Origin of the sequence: Sphingomonas sp. 4RDLI-65, from assembly GCF_049472435.1 — a bacterium.
In the GTDB taxonomy this organism is placed as follows: domain Bacteria; phylum Pseudomonadota; class Alphaproteobacteria; order Sphingomonadales; family Sphingomonadaceae; genus Sphingomonas.
On the sequence record NZ_JBCEBT010000004.1, the window covers coordinates 207,939 to 224,496 of the forward strand.

Annotated in this window: 16 protein-coding genes and 1 tRNA gene; 5 read left to right on the forward strand and 12 right to left on the reverse strand. The window is 66.5% G+C overall.

The window, feature by feature from the left end; all coding sequences use genetic code 11:
• Window positions 1–10 precede the first annotated feature (10 nt).
• The 10 genes from VH567_RS11555 to VH567_RS11600 form a co-directional block, all read right to left on the reverse strand.
• Window positions 11–907, reverse strand: a complete 897-nt coding sequence (locus VH567_RS11555; RefSeq protein ID WP_423326217.1) for an endo alpha-1,4 polygalactosaminidase — start codon at window positions 905–907, stop codon at window positions 11–13.
• Window positions 904–2,301 carry an exopolysaccharide Pel transporter PelG gene (pelG, locus tag VH567_RS11560; protein ID WP_423326219.1) on the reverse strand — a complete coding sequence of 466 codons (1,398 nt, stop codon included), beginning with the start codon at window positions 2,299–2,301 and terminating at the stop codon, window positions 904–906. The genes VH567_RS11555 and pelG overlap by 4 nt, the downstream gene beginning before the upstream one ends.
• A 24-nt stretch (window positions 2,302–2,325) precedes the next feature.
• Window positions 2,326–5,721 (reverse strand): M10 family metallopeptidase C-terminal domain-containing protein, encoded by a 3,396-nt coding sequence (locus VH567_RS11565; RefSeq protein ID WP_423326221.1) that lies wholly within the window; start codon window positions 5,719–5,721, stop codon window positions 2,326–2,328.
• Between the two features lie 265 nt (window positions 5,722–5,986).
• Window positions 5,987–6,130 carry a hypothetical protein gene (locus VH567_RS11570; protein ID WP_423326223.1) on the reverse strand — a complete coding sequence of 48 codons (144 nt, stop codon included), beginning with the start codon at window positions 6,128–6,130 and terminating at the stop codon, window positions 5,987–5,989.
• A gap of 228 nt (window positions 6,131–6,358) precedes the next feature.
• Window positions 6,359–7,237: a hypothetical protein gene (locus VH567_RS11575; protein ID WP_423326225.1), complete on the reverse strand. Its 879-nt coding sequence runs from the start codon at window positions 7,235–7,237 to the stop codon at window positions 6,359–6,361.
• Between the two features lie 37 nt (window positions 7,238–7,274).
• On the reverse strand, window positions 7,275–7,472 hold the full coding sequence (locus VH567_RS11580; RefSeq protein WP_423326227.1) for a hypothetical protein: 198 nt from the start codon (window positions 7,470–7,472) through the stop codon (window positions 7,275–7,277).
• Window positions 7,469–9,031, reverse strand: coding sequence for a PAS domain S-box protein (locus tag VH567_RS11585; RefSeq protein ID WP_423326229.1), 1,563 nt, complete (start codon window positions 9,029–9,031; stop codon window positions 7,469–7,471). Before VH567_RS11585 ends, VH567_RS11580 begins: the two co-directional genes overlap by 4 nt.
• Window positions 9,032–9,033: 2 nt before the next feature.
• Window positions 9,034–9,399, reverse strand: coding sequence for a CsbD family protein (locus VH567_RS11590; RefSeq protein WP_423326231.1), 366 nt, complete (start codon window positions 9,397–9,399; stop codon window positions 9,034–9,036).
• 61 nt (window positions 9,400–9,460) lie between these two features.
• Window positions 9,461–9,790: a hypothetical protein gene (locus VH567_RS11595; RefSeq protein ID WP_423326235.1), complete on the reverse strand. Its 330-nt coding sequence runs from the start codon at window positions 9,788–9,790 to the stop codon at window positions 9,461–9,463.
• 153 nt (window positions 9,791–9,943) lie between these two features.
• The gene (locus VH567_RS11600) at window positions 9,944–10,114 is read right to left on the reverse strand and encodes a hypothetical protein (RefSeq protein WP_423326237.1); all 171 of its coding nucleotides are present in this window, start codon (window positions 10,112–10,114) and stop codon (window positions 9,944–9,946) included.
• A gap of 259 nt (window positions 10,115–10,373) precedes the next feature.
• On the opposite strand from VH567_RS11600, the gene VH567_RS11605 reads away from it, so the two are divergent.
• Window positions 10,374–10,658 (forward strand): hypothetical protein, encoded by a 285-nt coding sequence (locus tag VH567_RS11605; protein WP_423326239.1) that lies wholly within the window; start codon window positions 10,374–10,376, stop codon window positions 10,656–10,658.
• A gap of 65 nt (window positions 10,659–10,723) precedes the next feature.
• Window positions 10,724–11,482 (forward strand): class I SAM-dependent methyltransferase, encoded by a 759-nt coding sequence (locus VH567_RS11610; protein ID WP_423326241.1) that lies wholly within the window; start codon window positions 10,724–10,726, stop codon window positions 11,480–11,482.
• Window positions 11,483–11,546: 64 nt separating this feature from the next.
• Here VH567_RS11610 and VH567_RS11615 read toward each other — a convergent pair.
• Window positions 11,547–11,621: transfer RNA gene (locus VH567_RS11615), tRNA-Thr, on the reverse strand.
• Window positions 11,622–11,710: 89 nt separating this feature from the next.
• On the opposite strand from VH567_RS11615, the gene VH567_RS11620 reads away from it, so the two are divergent.
• Entirely contained in the window at window positions 11,711–11,848 is a 138-nt protein-coding gene (locus VH567_RS11620; RefSeq protein ID WP_423326243.1) for a hypothetical protein, read from the forward strand.
• Here the strand turns inward: VH567_RS11620 and VH567_RS11625 are convergent.
• Entirely contained in the window at window positions 11,841–13,640 is a 1,800-nt protein-coding gene (locus VH567_RS11625) for an aminopeptidase P family protein (protein ID WP_423326245.1), read from the reverse strand. The two genes, VH567_RS11620 and VH567_RS11625, sit on opposite strands and share 8 nt — an antisense overlap.
• Before the next feature lie 373 nt (window positions 13,641–14,013).
• Between VH567_RS11625 and VH567_RS11630 the strand changes: the two genes are divergently transcribed.
• Window positions 14,014–16,068 (forward strand): S9 family peptidase, encoded by a 2,055-nt coding sequence (locus tag VH567_RS11630; protein ID WP_423326247.1) that lies wholly within the window; start codon window positions 14,014–14,016, stop codon window positions 16,066–16,068.
• On the forward strand, window positions 16,044–16,457 hold the full coding sequence (locus VH567_RS11635) for an acyl-CoA thioesterase (protein ID WP_423326249.1): 414 nt from the start codon (window positions 16,044–16,046) through the stop codon (window positions 16,455–16,457). Before VH567_RS11630 ends, VH567_RS11635 begins: the two co-directional genes overlap by 25 nt.
• Window positions 16,458–16,558 lie beyond the last annotated feature (101 nt).

Genomic DNA, 16,558 nt, shown 5'->3' on the forward strand with positions numbered 1-16,558 from the left:
TGGGCGATCCTCACCCGGTCGGCGCCGGCAGCAGCCGATCGAGCGCGAGCGTCGCGACATAGGGGTGGAACCCCGCCGCCCGCTCGCGCGCATATAGTGCCGCGACCTGTTTTGGATCGCTCGGCTCCCAGTAATCGAGCGTCATCAGCGTCAGCGCGGGATTGCGTGCCTGCGCCGCTCGCAGCCGTCCTGCCTGCCAGTCCCAGTCTGAATCGCTCAGCAGCTCATATCGCTTGGTGGTGAAATTCCACCGCGACGCCATTGCCTCGCCGAGCAGGTGATCGATCTGCGGCGCGACGTCGGGCAGCATCGCATAACCGCGGTTGAGCATGATGCTGATCTTCGGGAAGCGCGCACGAACGGCGGCGATCAGCGTCGCGCCTGCCGCCACCATGCCTTTGTTGGCCACCGGATCGCGTTGCTCCATCGCTTCGGCGTTATCCATCGTATCGATGAAGATTCCGTCATAGCCGAGCGCGAGGATCGCGGGCACGAGTTGGTCGAGCACCGCTGTGCGCCATGCCGGATGCCGCAGGTCGGCCATCCGCGCATCGGGCCAGTTGGGATTGGCGGGCCCGAGCGCACCCGCCGCATCGAGCGCGGCGAAATACGGCCGGGTGCGCTCGACCTCGCCGAAGCTGACATAGCCGAGCAGATTGCTGCCCGGTCCGCGCAAGGGCGCGATCGGTCGCGCGTGATGTGGCTCGAGCACCAGCAGGCGGCATTGTCGCGCCAGTACCGGATCGGTCGTCGCACCATAGTCGACGCCCCAGCGCCATGCGTCACGGGCCTTGCGGCCCGGCGGCGCCCGAAATCCGAGCGTCGGCACGATCGCGCCCAGCGCCAGCATCCGCCTGAGCACCAGTCGGCGCGCCATATCGGTGAAGCCCGCCGCAATACCCGTCACAATAATCGCCCTCCCTGTCCCACGACCGAGGGATTGTTGCCGACGAACAGCAGATAGGTGAGGTTCACGCTGGCCTCGGCGACCAGTGCGATGCCGACCGATGCGCCGACCACTGCGCCTGCCATATACCCCCAGCCGAACGCTGCGAACCCCGCATCCCATTGCAGCAGCGTCGCCAGCGCGCTGCCGATCGCGAACGCGGTCCAGGTCAGCAGGATACGACCGAACAGGTCGTAATAGGCGAGCACCACCGTCGTCGCGATCGCGACCAGGTGGAATACCGTGCCGAGCGCGGTCTGGCGGAATGCGAAGATCGCGCGGGCGTCCGCGCCGATCGCATCGAACAGCGGCACGGCGAAGACCCAGGCGAGCGCGGCGACCAGCGCCTGCGCCAGCACCATCAGTCGCAGCCCGTCGAACATCGTCCGCACGACCTCGCTGCGCGCCTCTTCGATGCGTTGCAGCGTCGAGGTGCCGGTACACCGGACGATCATGTCGCCGAACGCGCGATCGAACCGTGTCTCGGTGACGATCAACAGCAGCGTCAGGCCGGGCACCATCGTCAGCAGTCCAAGGAAGCTGCCCTGGTCGTTGATCGGGTTCAGCCGCAACAGGCCGATCGCGTGGACGCTGTCGGGACCGAGCCACAACAGCCATTTGTCGATCCAGATCGCGGCGACGCCTGCGACGCCGGCCGCCGCGACGATCTGTGCGAGCCGCGGCGCCATCGCATCGCCGTGCGGCAGGACGGGCGGCGCGGAGAAATGCCGACGGATCACGATCACGATCGCCGCCAGCGTCAGGCCGATGCCGCCCGCGATCACGGCCAGCACAGTAACGGTCGCGGGGTGCGGGATCAGCGCCAGCGCCGCTGCGGCAACGCCGATCCCGAGCAGATAGGCGAGCGGGATTGCGCGATAGCGGCGCAGCGCGGTCAGCAGCGGCGCGGCGATCCACACCTGGGTCAGCCAGGCGAGGATCAGCGTCGCCAGCAGCGCCTGCACCGGCGGCAGCCCGGCAAGCATCCCGAATACCACCGCGCCGATCGCCAGTGCGATCGCGCCCCCGGCTGCCAGGGCCACCAGCATGATCCCCGATACGCCGGCGGCATCGCGCGCGAAGATGCAGTCCGCCACCATTCGGGTCGCGAGGATGCCGATCGGCGCGGCGGCGAGCGCGGACAGGCTGAACGCATAGACGAGGATCGTCTGGACGGTTTGTGCGCCGTCCGTACCGAGATGCGCGCGCGACCAGTGGTTGAGCATCGCCATCGCCACCGCGGTGATCAGCCAGGGGCCGGCGCTGATGACCGCACCGAACGCGGCGGCGCCGACGATCCCGCCGACGCCGCCCTCCCGTGCGGTTCTCGCTAGTTGGAAGCCTATGCCCGCCATAACACCGCCGGCCTATGCCGCCGGTTACATGAAGAAATCGTTCGCGGTCAGGACATGGTGGCCGGTCAATGCGACCGAGAAGTCGGCCGCCGAGCCGCTATCGGTATTACCCTCGACGATCGTGAATTCCTTGCCGCCGATCATCTGGTAGCTGTAGCGGAGCTGGCCCGGTGCGGTGAACTTGGCGGTGGTGCCGATGAAGCTGAACGCCTGGTCGCCGCGCGCGAACAGCGAGCTGTTGGCGTCGATCATCGACAGGTCGATCTTGTCCTGGCCGACGGTGAAGTCGGTGATGACGTCGCGCGACGACGACGTCAGGCTGTCGCCCTTCACCTCGAAGCGGAAGATGTCCGCGCCCGCGCCGCCGGTCATCGTGTCCATGTCGTCGCCGCCGATCAGGATGTCGTTGCCGTCGCCGCCGTTGAGCACGTCCTTGCCGTCGCCGCCGATCAGCGTGTCGTTGCCCGCGCCGCCGTTGAGCGTGTCGTTGCCGAGCCCGCCGGTGAGCTTGTCGTTGCCGCCCAGCCCGTTGAGCACGTCGTTACCCCAGCTGCCGTCGAGTATGTCCTGCTCGCTGGTGCCGTTGATCGTCTCGCTGAAGATCGTGCCGGTCTTGGTGATTCCGACCACGTCGGTGACACTGATCGCCAGCGCCTGCGTATCGATCGCGCCGCGGGCATCGGTCGCGACCACGGTCACCGCATAGATGTTGTCGCGGTTGGCGTCGGTCGGCGCCTCGTAGTCAGGCGCGGCAACGAACTTCAGCACGCCGGAGGTCGCGTCGATCGTGAAATTGGCGCCGTCGCCGCCAGCGCCGATCGAATATTTGATCGAATCGCCCCAGACGATGTTCGCGTCGGTCGCGGTGATGGTGGTCAGCGCAGTGCCGTTCTCGGCGATCGACAGCGATCCCGTGGTGCCGCCGCCGAACGACGTCAGCACAGGACCGACATTGGCCTGATGCCCCACCTTGACGTCGTGCGCCCCGATCGCGCCGAGATCGATGGTCAGGATCTCGCCGATCTGGCTGGCGATGGTCGCGCCGCTGACCGTCGTCCAGTCGGTGCCGGCTGCCTTCAGGTCGATCGTCACCTTGCCCTCGCCCTCGGCGGTGAAGGCCAGGTCGCGGCCGTCGCCGCTGAGCGTGGTCAGCGTCGCGCGCATCGGCAGCGCCGTGATGTGTGTCACGTCGTCCGCGACCGCGCCCATCGTGATCGCATAGGTGCCACCCGATTTCGGCAGGAACACCGTGTCCGCGTCATAGGCATACCAGTTGGCGACCCCCTTGATCACCTGACCGCTGCTCTGGCCATCGACGTCGAGCGAGAACGTGCCGGTGGTCGCGCCGACCGTCGCGGTGATCGTGTTGCCGACCACGGTCGAGGTGATCGTCGTATTCTGGAACGCACTGACCCGGCTTGCGAGATCGGCGAGCGTCACGAACTCCATGCCCGCCGCAGCGGCCTGTGCGATGAAGCTGGTGAACATCTGCTTGGTGTAGAGGCTGGTCGCACCGTCGCTGGCCCACATCGTCGGGCCGTAATCATGCCATGGCCACACCACGACGGGCGCATCGGCGTTCGCGGTCAGCGCACCGAATTCCTTCGCCCAGGCGGCTTCCGCTTCCGCAACGGTCTTTTTCTGGAACTCGATCAGCGAGAAGTCGAACGACGTGTTCGGCGCGATATACACCTTGTCGTCCGCGGCGTTCTGCGGCGTCATATAGCCGAGCGCATTGGGATAGCCCGCGCCGACGCCGGAATAGCCGCCGCTGAGATACGTCACGTATTTCAGGATTTCCTGGCTGGTCGCGATCTGCTCGGGTGCGCCCGGCACCGCGGCACCGCCGACGGTGACGGTCTTGCCGAGATACGCGCTCAGCTGCTTTTCGAGCTCGGCACGCGACTGGCCGAACTCGAACGCGATCTGCGCGTCGGTCAGCAGGTTGGTGTCCTCAGGATGCGTATAGCTGTGCGAGCCGACCTCGTTGCCGGCATCGAGCAGTGCCTTGTACACGGGAAGCGAGACCGCCCAGTCGGTCGCCTGGCCGTTCGCCGCGTCGTTGCCGATGTTGACGTAATAGCTGCCGACGAAATTATACGCGGTCTTCCACTCGGTCAGGATCGGCAGCAGCTTGTCGTAGATGCCGGGCGCGGTGCCGGCCGGATTGACCTCGTCGGTCTGCTGGCTCTGGTCCATGTCGACGCGCGACGCGAACAGCCCGGCCTCGCGGGTCATCTGCAGCCCGACCGACAGGCCGTTGCCGTGGACCGAATAATCGATCGCCTTCTGGAGCAGATTGTCGTCGGCCATCACGGCCTCGCTCGAGAACAGCACGTTGCGCCCGCCGGTCTGCGTGGCGATCGCGGCGCTGTAAGTCTGGCCGTTCACCGTCTCGGTCGCGATCGTCGTGCCGGTGCCGCTGACGCTGGTGAAGGCGTTCCAGCCGACCCCGGTATATTGGCGGATCACCTGACCGTCGCCGTAGCCGTCTAGCACGAGGTGCGACGCGTCGCTCGCCGTGACGGTAACGTCGGCGGGGAAGCCGCCGGTCACGCGCGTCGCGTCGAACAACAGCTTCATCCGCGAATAGGAGTCGCCGGCGAGCGCGGCATTGTCGGCACCGTTGGTCATGAATTCGCCGGCTGCGACCAGGCCGATGCCGAACTGCTTGGTCGCCTGCTCCAGCGTCTGCGCGATCAGGTCGGCCTTGCCTGCCTCGACGTTGCGGAACGAGGGGAAGACGATCGTGTCGTACTTCGCCAGCGTCGCGAGGCTGGTCAGGTCGTCTTCGGTCAGGATGTCGAACGGCACGCCGGCCTGCATCGCCTGGCTTTGCGCGGCCATGAACAGCTGCGAATAGGCGGTCTTGCTGAAATAGGCGTTGGCGGTCGATTCGGACCAGACGATCGCGATCCGGTGCGCGGGGTCGGCGACCACGCCGGTATCGTTGAAGACGGTGAAGGCGGGGTTCGAATAATTGCCCGGCAGGAACGCGGTGTCGTTGACGTCGTAGATCGTGTCGATCGCCTGCGGATTGCCGATCGCCGCCTTGGGGACCTTGAACTCGACGGTGGTGCGATCGGCGGACCATGCCGCCTGCAGGCCGCTCGCGATCAGCGTTTCACCGGCGCTGCCGCTGTACAGGGAAATGGTGCCGTCGGCGGCGAAGTTCACATTATACTCGGCGCCTCCGGCAAACCCGAACACTTGGTATCCAGTGGTCGTGTTGCGATCGGTGTTGAGCCACGCGGTGGTGTTTGCGCCGATCGCGGTCGGGGCGGTCATGGCGAACGCGAAATCGGCGCCGTCGCTGCGCGCATAGATCGCGTAGCCCGTGCCGAGGCCGCGGTCGATCCGGTCGCTGGCGGACCAGTCGTTCAGGGTACCGTCGAGCGTCATCGAAGCTGCGTTTGCCATCATTCGTCCCCGTCGCCGGCGCATACGTCAAAGGCACGCGCGATACGCAGAGTCCGTAGCAAGCGCGCGCCGCGGTCCGAAAGAGCTGAGTCGAGTGGCTCCGGGCGGATTTGTGCCAACGCGGTACGCGTATCACCGCATCGTCAGGCGCCCGCAAAGGATATGCCGAGGAGGGCAGGGGCTGCATGCCGTTGGCCTGTGTCCGAACGGCTAGGATCGTCGCCGGATCGACGCGAGAACCCCCGCGACCGGGCGGTCCCGCGCGCTACTCCGTGAGATTGCGTTCGGTTGCGTCAAGCGCCTGAGACAGAAAGGCGGCAACGAGGTGATCGCCCTGCGCATCGGCGAGTTCGAGCGCCCAGACGATGGCGGCGCGAAGCGAGCGGATATTGTCCTGGAAAGTGTCCATCTCTCGGGCCCCGTTAACTGTAATATAACATAGATCAGGTTTTCTGAAATTTCGATAGAGGGGCTGCGTGACCAGACAGTGCCGTATCGAAACAGCCGGCGCCGGCGGCATGCCCATAAAACAAGGGCGTCAGCCAGCGATGCTGGTGACGCCCCCATTCCTAGTCCGGCCGTTCCTGGTCAGGCCCGTGTTAGCCGCAGGCTTCGATCAGACCTGCATCTGGTTCGGTCAGACGCGGCGGCGAGCCGCGGCGGCTGCGCCGAAACCGGCTGCTGCAGCACCGATCAGCAGGGCGATCACGACCATGAACGACGTACCGGCAGCGGCACCGGCGGCGGTGTCGGTTGCCGACTTGGCGGTTGCGATCGTCTTGGTCTTGGCCTGCTCGAACTGCGCCTTGGCGCGCGTCACCTGGGCCTGCGCCTCGGGACGGCTGATCTTGCGCTGTGCAGCGACGATGTCGACGATGCGACCTTCGGCGCGTGCACCGTCCTGGCCACCCCCGGCGAGTGCCGGCAGTTCCTTGGCGATTTCCTTCTGCGCCTGCTCAGGCGTCATCTGGGCAGGATCCGACGGTGCGTCCGAGAGGTAGGCCGAGGCTTCCTGGCGGACATCGCCGACGTCGAGATTGGCGACGTCTGCAACCTTCGGCGCTGCTGCGCCGATGCCGGTGCCGGCTGCGCTGGCGACCGAACCGACGGTGCGGAAGGCGCCGCCGATGATGCCACCGACGGCGGACGTGAGCAGGTACAGCGTCAGGATCAGCGTCACGCCCCAGACCACCAGGCCGTGCACGAGACCGTCGAACCGGTCATGCACGCCGGCGACGCGCGCTGCGGCATAGCCACCGGCGCCGAGTGCGATGACGGTGGTGATCAGCCAGTAGATGCCCGCACCGATGCCGAACCCGGCCGCACCGGGAGTCGTGCCCTCGACCGGGTCGACCAGCGTGAGGCCGATCCCGGTGCCGAGGATGCCGAGCACCAGCTGGATCGCGATCGCCAGCACGACGCCGGCGAAGATCGCGCCCCAGGAGATGCGCGCCGGCGATTTGCCATAGCGAAGGTCGTCGACCGGCAGAACGCCGGGTGTCACATTGGTAGCCATAATCACTCCTGTTGTATTGAAATCTCGACGGACGGCGTCAGTCGTTGCCGTCCTTGTCGATGTCGTTTTCGGCGCCGGCCTGCCGGGCACCGGCCGCGCTCTCACGCGAGCCCCGCTGCTCGACGGCGACGTCGCCGATGATCTTGCCGATCGCTTCCTGCACCGAGCCCTTGGCCCGGCGCGCGCGACCCTTGTCGTCCTTGGTGTCGTCCCGGGTTTCGTGGTCGCGGCTCATGCTGCGGTCTCCGTGGAAAGCGTATCGTGATGCGGGCGTACGGGCGGGGCGGCGGGCGGGGCGGCGGGAGTGGGCATGGAGTCCCCATCGAACCCGCGTGCGCGCGCCCATGCCGCCGCGGCGTTGCGACGGTTGACGCCGATCTTGGAATAGATCCGCGCGACGTGATTGCGGACGGTGTTGCCCGACACGTCGAGCGTGCGCGCGATCGACTTGTCGTCGAGCCCGCGACAGATTAGCGCCAGCACCTCGCGCTCGCGCGGCGTCAGCTCGTCGAGGCCGACGCCGGGCGGTTCGGCCTGCGGCGTGCGGATCCGCGCGAGCTTTTCCATGATCGAGCGGCTGAGCCAGCTCGTATCCTTCATCACCGCCTCGATCGCATGGACCAGTTCGCGTTCGGAGGCCTTGCGCGTGCTGATGTCGCGCATCGCCCACAGTACGCAATCGCGGTCGCCGAGCTGGATCGGCTCGGTCGAGACGATGCAGTCGATCACCTCGCCGTCCTTGACCCGGATCCGCACTTCGCGATCGCGGATCGCATTGCCCGCGTCGATCTCCGCTTCGAGCGCGCGGCGAATCGCGGGCGTCTCCCACAGTTCGACTTCGCCGAGCGGACGCGCGACGATTTCGGCCGATTCATAGCCCGTCAGGCTGGTGAACGCCTCGTTGACGTCGCACAATTGGTGGCCGTCGAGCGCGCCGATCGCCAGCGCCACCGGTGCCAGCGAGAAGGTTCGGGTGAAGCGTTCCTCGCTCTGGCGCAACGCGCTCTCGGCCTTGCGACGCGGCTCGAGGTCGGCGAACGTGAACAGCATGCAGGGCTGGCCGCCCATGTCGATCGGCTGGCCGGCAACGATCACCAGCTTGGTTTCGCCACCGGGACAGTCGAGTTCGGCCTCCATCTGCGGGATCGTGCGGCCCTCCGCCAACCGCTCCTTGGCCAGATCGCGCTGGTCGGCCCGCGCCAGCACGTCGATATCGTAGACCGTGCGCGACAAGACCGCCTCGCGGTCATGCCCGGTCATGTCGACGAACCCCTGGTTGACCTTGACGAAGCGCAGGTCGCACAGCCGGCAGATCACCGCGGGCGCCGGATTGGCGTTGAAAGACTGTTCGAAGCGGTCCTCCGCCTCGAATTGCGCCGATACGTCCTGGACGATCATGACGAGACATTCGGGTTCGTCGTGATCGTCGGTCAACACGAGGCTGCGGACCTGATGGACCCAGCGCGGTTCGTCCTCGCCGGCGACCGCCACCTCGACCACCACCTGCGAAAACGCCTCGCCCGACAATACCCGCTCGATCGGGTAATCGGCGCCGTGGAGGCGGTGGTTGTTGCGATACCGCAGCTGGAACCGCTCCCGGTAATCGCCGACCGTGGCGCCGAGATCCTCGACGGACTCGACCCCGTGCATCCCGAGCGCCGCATCATTGGCCCACAGGATGTCCTGGTCGGGATCGATCAGGATGACGCCTTCGTCGAGCCCCGCGATGATCTGGCGCAGATGGCGCAGATCGGCGGAGTCGCGCAGCGACTTGAGGAGCGGCGCCGCAGTCACGCTCAGTCGCGCCGGCCGTGGACGAGCCAGGCGATGCCATAGCCGATCGCCGCCGCGCCCAGCGCCCACAATACGGGTGCGTCCTCGGCGGAGGTCTGTGCGGCACGGGCGGCGCGGCGCGCGGCGTCGGCGGTACGATCCGCTGCTTCACGCGCTTCGCTGCCGATCTTGTCGGCGAGTTCCGGTGCGCCGTCGACCGCGTCCTCGATCGCCGATTTCGCGCGACCGTAGAGATTCTGGGCGCCGCCGGCGACCTGGTCGACGACGCCGTCGACCTGCCAGTTGCGGCTGTTCACGGTATCGCCGATCGCTTTTTCGACCTTGCCGCCGACATAGCGAGCGCCGCCCTGGAATTCGTCCTTGTTCATGATGTCGTTCCTTGGATTGATAGGTGAAGGGAGAAGATCGTCGGCCCGTACTCGGGGGCGATCAGGGGCGTACGCCGCACCCGGCCGCGGCTTTGCCGACCTCGAGCACGATCGTCGGATCGCGGAGTTCGCCGGCGACGCGGATCAGGTCGGACGGGGTCAGCACGCCAGGGGTAGTGTCGTCGCGACCATAGGCCGCCGCAGCCTTGCCGAGGCGCTGCAGCTGGCCGAGCGACAGGCGAGACTGAAGGCGTTCGCCAACGCAGTCCGCCCGCGACGGATCGAGACCGTAGCGCTGGAGCCCGGTGGAGATCCGCGTCGCCGGTGCCGCGCACCCGACCATCGTCGTCAGGGCCAGCATCGGCGCAGCGATCGCATAAAAGCGGTTCATGTGAGGCTTGCTCCGACACTCTGCCGAGCGCGCAGATGCGACCGGACCGGACGCACAACAGAGCTAGAGCAATGAAGTTCCTAGTGTTTTTGCGTCAGTTCCTGACACCGATGTACCAGTATGGGGCATGCCGACAGGTATATGGCGGCAGGATCAGCCCTCTGCGCGCGCCTGATACAGGGTGGCGAATTTCCGGTGCAGCGCACGCGTGCTGTCGTCGTTCGCGACATCCGCGCGGTGGCGATGCCACTCGGCCCTGCCCCGCAAATATGTGACGTCGTCGTCACGCTCGCCGGTGGAACCGACGCTGTCGTCCTCTGTCATGGCCATCGCCTTTCTGTTTGTATCGAGCGTCCATAGAAAGGCGCGACGCATCGCGCGTGATCGAAAACTACTAGGCCATCAGGTAGAGTCGTCAGGGGAAGCGGGGGCGGCGCGGCGTACCGATCATCGAAGGCACGTTCCGGCGGGCGGCTCCATTGCGCCGTTCGGATGTTGTCGGTGCGTAGGCGCAATGGCTCTTCGGCGTCCGGCCGAAACCGGGCACGCCGTTGTGCCAAGCCCCCCGCCAAGGAGATGGATCATGGCCGAAGACCGTTTGACGATCGATACCAGGACGCTCGACGACGATAGCGACCTGCGCCAGGTCGAGTTCGACGCGGAGGTCAGCGGGGAGCGCTATCGGTTCGCGGTGCAGTATGACGTGCTCGAGGCGCTGAGCGCGATTTCACCAGACGGCGACGCGGTGGCGATCTTCAGGCAGCACGCGGACACGATCGCCGAACTGGGCGTCGTGGCGCTCGCACGCAACGCTGGCCAGGGAACCGGGCAAGAGATCGTCGTGATCAGCGAGAACGATCTGGACTAGCGGCACGGTCCGGCCGATCCTTGCATCGATCCGGCGCGGACATCCGGAAGCTTGGGAGACGCATGATGAAGAGTATCTGGATGGGCACGGCGATCGCGATCGCTGTCGGCAGCATGACGGTCGGCACGGCAGTCGGCACGGCGGATGCGCAGAAGGCTTCGCCTGCGATCAGCAAGGCGCTGGCCGATCCGGCGCGTGTCGATCAGCAGGGCGACGACGTACGACGCAAGGCCGCCGAAGTGTTGGCATTCTCGGGCGTGAAGCCTGGCAACGTCGTCGTCGATTACCTGCCGGGCGCAGGGTATTGGACGCGGATCTTCTCGGGTGTCGTCGGTCCCAAGGGGCGGGTCTATGCGGTATGGCCCGCGGCCGGCGCGAAATATGCCGAGAAGTCGCTGCCCGCGTTGCAGGCACGCGGCCTAGCCAAAGTGACCGCCGAGGTCCAGGCGACCAACCTGCCGACCTCGCCGGTCCCGGTCGACCTGTTCTGGACCGCGCAGAATTATCACGACATCCCGAACAACGGCGCGGGCGAGCCGGCGTTGCGGGCCTTCGACGGCGCGGTGTTCCGGATGCTCAAGCGCGGCGGGATTTATATCGTCATCGATCACGCCGACGCGGCCGGCACCGGCATGAGCGGTACGGAGACGCGGCACCGGATCGATCCGGCCGCGGTGAAGGCGCAGGTCGTGGCGGCCGGCTTCAAGTTCGTCGGCGAATCGACTGTGCTGCGCAATCCGGCCGACGATCACGGCAAGGCGGTGTTCGACCCGGCCATACGCGGCAAGACCGACCAGTTCGTCTACAAATTCCGTAAGCCGTAACGGCGCCGGGGGCATATCCGTGCTGGTCGACATTGCCTCGCAACGTCGACCAGCCGGGGAATGCTGGTGCTGCCGGTGAGGATTGAACTCACGACCTCAGCCTTACCAAGGATGCGCTCTACCACTGAGCTACGGCAGCACTCGCTGGCATCGCTGCCGGCGGAGTGGCGCTAAGAGACGAGGGCGGGGTGATTGTCAAGGCATCCCGCCGAGATGTAGGGCGTATTTATGGACGATCGGGATCGAAAGGCGGCGGAGAAGGCCGAGCGCATGGCCGCTGCGCTGCGCGAGAATCTGCGGCGGCGCAAGACGCAGGCGCGTGCCGCCGGGGCCGCGCCTGCGCCGAAGGGCGAGCCTTCTAGCTGAGGGGGGCGCACTTGGCGGTGAGCCAGGCGCGGTCGTCCGCATCGGTCATTTCGGGGGTCAGGACCGCCAGCACTCGCGCGTGATAGTCGTCGACCCATTGGCGCTCTTCGGCAGTCAGCAGCGTCGGCTCGATAAGCCTGCGTTCGATCGGGCAGAAGGTGAGCGTTTCGAAGCCTAGCATCTCGCGGTCGGCGCCGGCGATGGCGCGCGGCTCGATCAGGATCAGGTTCTCGATGCGGATGCCGTATTCGCCGGCCTTGTAATAGCCGGGCTCGTTGGAGAGCATCATGCCGGCGCGCAGGGGCTCCATCGCCGCGCCGCCGGGATAGTTTGGCGAGGCGATCCGCTGCGGGCCTTCGTGGACGGCGAGGTAGGCGCCGATGCCGTGGCCGGTGCCGTGGCCGAAATCGAGGCCGGCTTCCCAGAGCGGGCGGCGCGCGAAGGCGTCGATCTGGCCGCCCATCGTGCCGTCGGGGAACACCGCGGTGGCGATGCCGATATGGCCCTTAAGGACGCGGGTGAAGCGGTCGCGCATCTCTTCGGTCGGTTCGCCGATCGGCATGACGCGGGTGACGTCGGTGGTGCCATCTGCATATTGGCCGCCGGAATCGATCAGGTAGAGCTGGCCGGGTTCGATCGGCGCGCTCGACTCCTCGGTGACGTGGTAATGCGGGATCGCGCCGTGCGGGCCGGTCGCGGAGATCGTGTCGAACGAGGTGTCCTTGAGGACGCCGGTCTGTTCGCGGAAGGCGAGCAGCTTGGCGGCGGCGCTGAGTTCGGTCTGGCCGCCCTTGATGCACTCGATCTCGACCCAGCGGAGGAAGCGCGCGAGCGCGGCACCGTCGCGGGCGGAGGCGGCGCGGTGGCCGGCGATCTCGACCGGGTTCTTGATCGCCTTTGCCAGCACGACGGGGTCGCGGAGGGGGAGTATCTTTGCGCCGCCCGTTTGAAGTGCCTGCGTGATTGCAGCAACCGCACGTTCGGGGTCGGCGGCGACGCGCTTGCCGGCATAGGTCGCGAGGGCGGCGGCGAAGGCGGTGCGATCGTGGAGGCGCACCGCGTTGCCGAGATGCTGGCGGACCGCATCGTCGAGCTTGCCGGGGGCGACGAACAGGTCGGTGGTGCCGTCCGCGCCGACGATCGCGTAGGACAGCGCGACGGGGGTGTGGTCGACGTCGTCGCCGCGGATGTTGAGCGTCCAGGCGATCGAATCGAGCGCGGTGAGGATGACCGCGTCGGCGTTCTGTTCGGACAGCCAGTCGGCGATGCTCGCGCGTTTCTCGGCGGAGGAGGCGCCGGTGAACTGGTCGGGCTGGACGGTCAGCTTGGCGGGCGAGGGGGCGGGGCGGTCGGTCCAGATCGCGTCGATCGGGTTGGTTTCGACCGCTATGAGTGTGGCGCCGCGTTCGGCGAGCGCGGTGGTGGCGTCGGCGACCCAGCTTCCGGTGTGGAGCCACGGGTCGTAGCCGATCCGGCCGGCTTCGGGGGCGTGCTTCGCGAGCCAGGCGGCGGGGCTGGTCTGGGGGACGGGTTCGTACGCCCAATGCGCGCCGTCGACCTGTTCGCGGACCTGGATGGTGTAGCGGCCATCGGTGAAGATCGCGGCGCGGTCGGCGAGGACGACCGCGGTGCCGGCCGAGCCGCCGAAGCCGGTGAGCCAGCCGAGGCGCTGTGCGTAGCCGCCGACATATTCGCTCATGTGCTCGTCGGTTAGGGGAATGACGAAACCGTCGAGGCCTTGCGAGGCGAGTTGGATGCGGAGGGCGGCTAGGCGGTCGGTCTGGGTCGGCATGTTGGGGTCTCTCGTCGGTCGATGTCGGGCGATGCGGGCGTTCTGCCAGAAACGGGCTGCTTGGGACAGCGGAGGGGTGGCCGCACTCGAGGAGCGCGCCTGCCTCCTTGTTCTCCCGCGAAGGCGGGAGCCCAGTCTGGATCCCCGCCTTCGCGGGGAAACACGCTTTGTGCACGGCGGCTCACACCAGTTGCCACCACCCCGGCGGAGGCCGGGGCCCAGTTGGAGAGGTTTCAGTAACGGCGCACAGTCCTTCATTACGGCCGTCCCCAACTGGGCCCCGGCCTTCGCCGGGGTGGCGGTTCGTGGTCCGAACGGTTCTCTTCTATCCACAGCGTTTGGCATCCAACTCCGGCCCCGCTAACACACCGGCATGACCACGCCCCCCATCGCCGAACAGCGCCCGCACAGCTTCACCACGCACGGCGTAACGATCGAGGATCCGTATGCGTGGCTGAAGGATCCGAACTATCCGGAGGTCGATGACGCCGACGTGTTGGCCTATCTCGCCGCCGAGAACGCGTATTTCGAAGAGCAGATGGCACCGCATACCGCGCTGGTCGACACGCTCTACGAAGAGATGAAGGCGCGTATCAAGGAGGATGAATCCTCGGTGCCGCAGAAGGATGGCGATTGGTTCTATTGGACCGCGTACGAGACCGGCGGGCAGTACAAGAAATGGTGGCGCAAGCCGGTCGTGGGCGGTGACGACGAGCTGTTGCTCGACGAGCCGGCTCTGGCGGAGGGGCATGAGTATTTCCGGCTTGGGGCGTTCTCGGTCAGCAATGACGGGCGGTATCTGGCCTATGCGATCGACGACAACGGGAGCGAGCGGTTCGAGGTTCGGGTCAAGGACCTGGATACCGGCGAGCATCTGCCCGACGTGATTCCCGGAATGCTCAGTGAGATCGTCTGGACTGCGGACGATGCCGGGTTCCTTTACGGCTTGGCGAACGAGCAGTGGCGGACGGACAATGCGCGGTTCCACCGGTTGGGGACGCCGATCTCCGAGGACGTCGTGCTGTTCCACGAGGAGGACGAGGGGTTCCGCGTCGGGGTCGGCGAGACGAGTTCGCGCAAGTGGATCGTGATTGCGACGAGCGACCATGTGACGAGCGAGCTGTATCTGCTGCCCGCGCACGAGCCGCTGGCGGTGCCGATCCTCGTTTCCGCGCGGAAGGTCGGGCGTGAGTATGACGTCGACGAGCATGACGGGACGCTGTTCATCCACACCAACGACGTCGATCCGAACTTCCGGCTGTGCACCGCGCTGGTCGAGGAGCCGGATGCCTGGACCGAACTGATCCCGGCGAGCCCGACTTTCTATATGACCGGCGTGGAATGCTATCAGGACTTCTTCGTGGTCGATGGGCGCGAGGATGGCTTGGATCAGATCGCGATCCACCGGTACGAGACGCCGACCGAGGGCAAGCGGATCGACTTTCCCGAGGCGAGCTATGTCGCCGGACTGGGGGACAATCCCGAGTACGACATGACCGTGCTGCGGCTCGGGTATGAGTCGATGGTCACGCCGGGGACGGTGTACGACTATGACGTCGATACCGGCGAGCGGACGATGCTCAAGGTGCAGGAGATCCCTAGTGGGTATGATCCCGAGAAGTACGCGACCGAGCGGCTGAAGATCGTCGCGCGGGACGGCACCGAGATTCCGGTTTCGATCGTGTATCCCGCCGGGTTCGTGCGCGATGGGTCGGCGCCTTTGTTTCTCTATGCGTATGGCGCGTATGGCTATGCGATTCCGCCGGGCTTCTCGACGGGCCGCATGAGCCTGCTGGATCGCGGGTTCGCCTATGCGATCGCGCATATCCGGGGTGGCGATGATCTTGGCCAGCAATGGTATCTGGATGGCAAGCTCGAGAAGCGCGCGAACACGTTCAACGATTTCGTCGATGTGGCGAAGGCGCTGGTGGACGCGCAGTGGACGTCGGTGGGCAAGATCGCGATCGCGGGGCGGTCTGCTGGCGGAGAGTTGATGGGGGCGGTAGTCAATTCCGATCCTGAGCTGTGGGGCGCGGTGATCGCGGACGTGCCGTTCGTCGACGTCCTCAATACGATGCTCGACGAGACGCTGCCGCTGACGCCGGGCGAGTGGCCCGAATGGGGCAATCCGATCGAGGACAAGGCGGCGTTCGAGTTGATCCGGTCGTATTCGCCGTACGACAACGTGAAGGCGCAGGCTTATCCGCCGATGTTCATTTCCGGCGGGCTGAACGATCCGCGCGTGACCTATTGGGAGCCGGCGAAGTGGGCGGCCAAGCTGCGGCTGATGAAGACCGACGACAATGTGCTGCTGCTCAAGACCAACATGGGCGCGGGGCATGGCGGCAAATCGGGGCGGTTCGAATCGCTGCGTGAGGGTGCCGAGGAGCATGCGTTCGTGCTGTGGCAGCTGGGCGTCGCGGGGTGAGCCGGTTCGCGCTCTCGATCACGGCGCAGGACGCGGATATCGACGAGCTTGGGCATGTGAACAATGCGGTCTGGGTGCAGTGGATCCAGGCCATCGCGACGGCGCATTGGGAGGCTGTGGCGCCGGCTGAGCACAAGCTGGCGTATGTGTGGGTCGTGACGCGGCATGAGATCGATTACCGCGGGAGTGTCGTTTCGGGGGAGACGGTTGTCGGTGAGACTTGGGTCGAGGGCGCGCCTAAGGGGGCTCGGTTCGATCGGCATGTTCGGTTTTTGGGCGACGGTGGGAAGGTGAAGCTGGAGGCGGTTACGACCTGGGCTTTGCTGGATCGGGGGACCGGGCGGTTGATGCGCGTGCGCGAGGATGTCGCTGCGCCGTTCTACTCGTAATCCCTCTCCCCTCCGGGGAGAGGGAGGGAGCGACGCAGTCGCGGAAGGGAGAGGGGCGTTGGGAATCGACGTCCCGAGCCTCACGCCCCTCTCCCTTCCCA

What these genes read in the sequence shown, in the direction of transcription:
- pelG (WP_423326219.1), bottom strand. Translation starts at nt 2,301, where the DNA reads ATGGCGGGCATAGGCTTCCAACTAGCGAGAACCGCACGGGAGGGCGGC.
- VH567_RS11565 (WP_423326221.1), bottom strand. Translation starts at nt 5,721, where the DNA reads ATGGCAAACGCAGCTTCGATGACGCTCGACGGTACCCTGAACGACTGG.
- VH567_RS11570 (WP_423326223.1), bottom strand. Translation starts at nt 6,130, where the DNA reads ATGGACACTTTCCAGGACAATATCCGCTCGCTTCGCGCCGCCATCGTC.
- VH567_RS11575 (WP_423326225.1), bottom strand. Translation starts at nt 7,237, where the DNA reads ATGGCTACCAATGTGACACCCGGCGTTCTGCCGGTCGACGACCTTCGC.
- VH567_RS11580 (WP_423326227.1), bottom strand. Translation starts at nt 7,472, where the DNA reads ATGAGCCGCGACCACGAAACCCGGGACGACACCAAGGACGACAAGGGT.
- VH567_RS11590 (WP_423326231.1), bottom strand. Translation starts at nt 9,399, where the DNA reads ATGAACAAGGACGAATTCCAGGGCGGCGCTCGCTATGTCGGCGGCAAG.
- VH567_RS11595 (WP_423326235.1), bottom strand. Translation starts at nt 9,790, where the DNA reads ATGAACCGCTTTTATGCGATCGCTGCGCCGATGCTGGCCCTGACGACG.
- VH567_RS11600 (WP_423326237.1), bottom strand. Translation starts at nt 10,114, where the DNA reads ATGACAGAGGACGACAGCGTCGGTTCCACCGGCGAGCGTGACGACGAC.
- VH567_RS11605 (WP_423326239.1), top strand. Translation starts at nt 10,374, where the DNA reads ATGGCCGAAGACCGTTTGACGATCGATACCAGGACGCTCGACGACGAT.
- VH567_RS11610 (WP_423326241.1), top strand. Translation starts at nt 10,724, where the DNA reads ATGAAGAGTATCTGGATGGGCACGGCGATCGCGATCGCTGTCGGCAGC.
- VH567_RS11620 (WP_423326243.1), top strand. Translation starts at nt 11,711, where the DNA reads ATGGACGATCGGGATCGAAAGGCGGCGGAGAAGGCCGAGCGCATGGCC.
- VH567_RS11625 (WP_423326245.1), bottom strand. Translation starts at nt 13,640, where the DNA reads ATGCCGACCCAGACCGACCGCCTAGCCGCCCTCCGCATCCAACTCGCC.
- VH567_RS11630 (WP_423326247.1), top strand. Translation starts at nt 14,014, where the DNA reads ATGACCACGCCCCCCATCGCCGAACAGCGCCCGCACAGCTTCACCACG.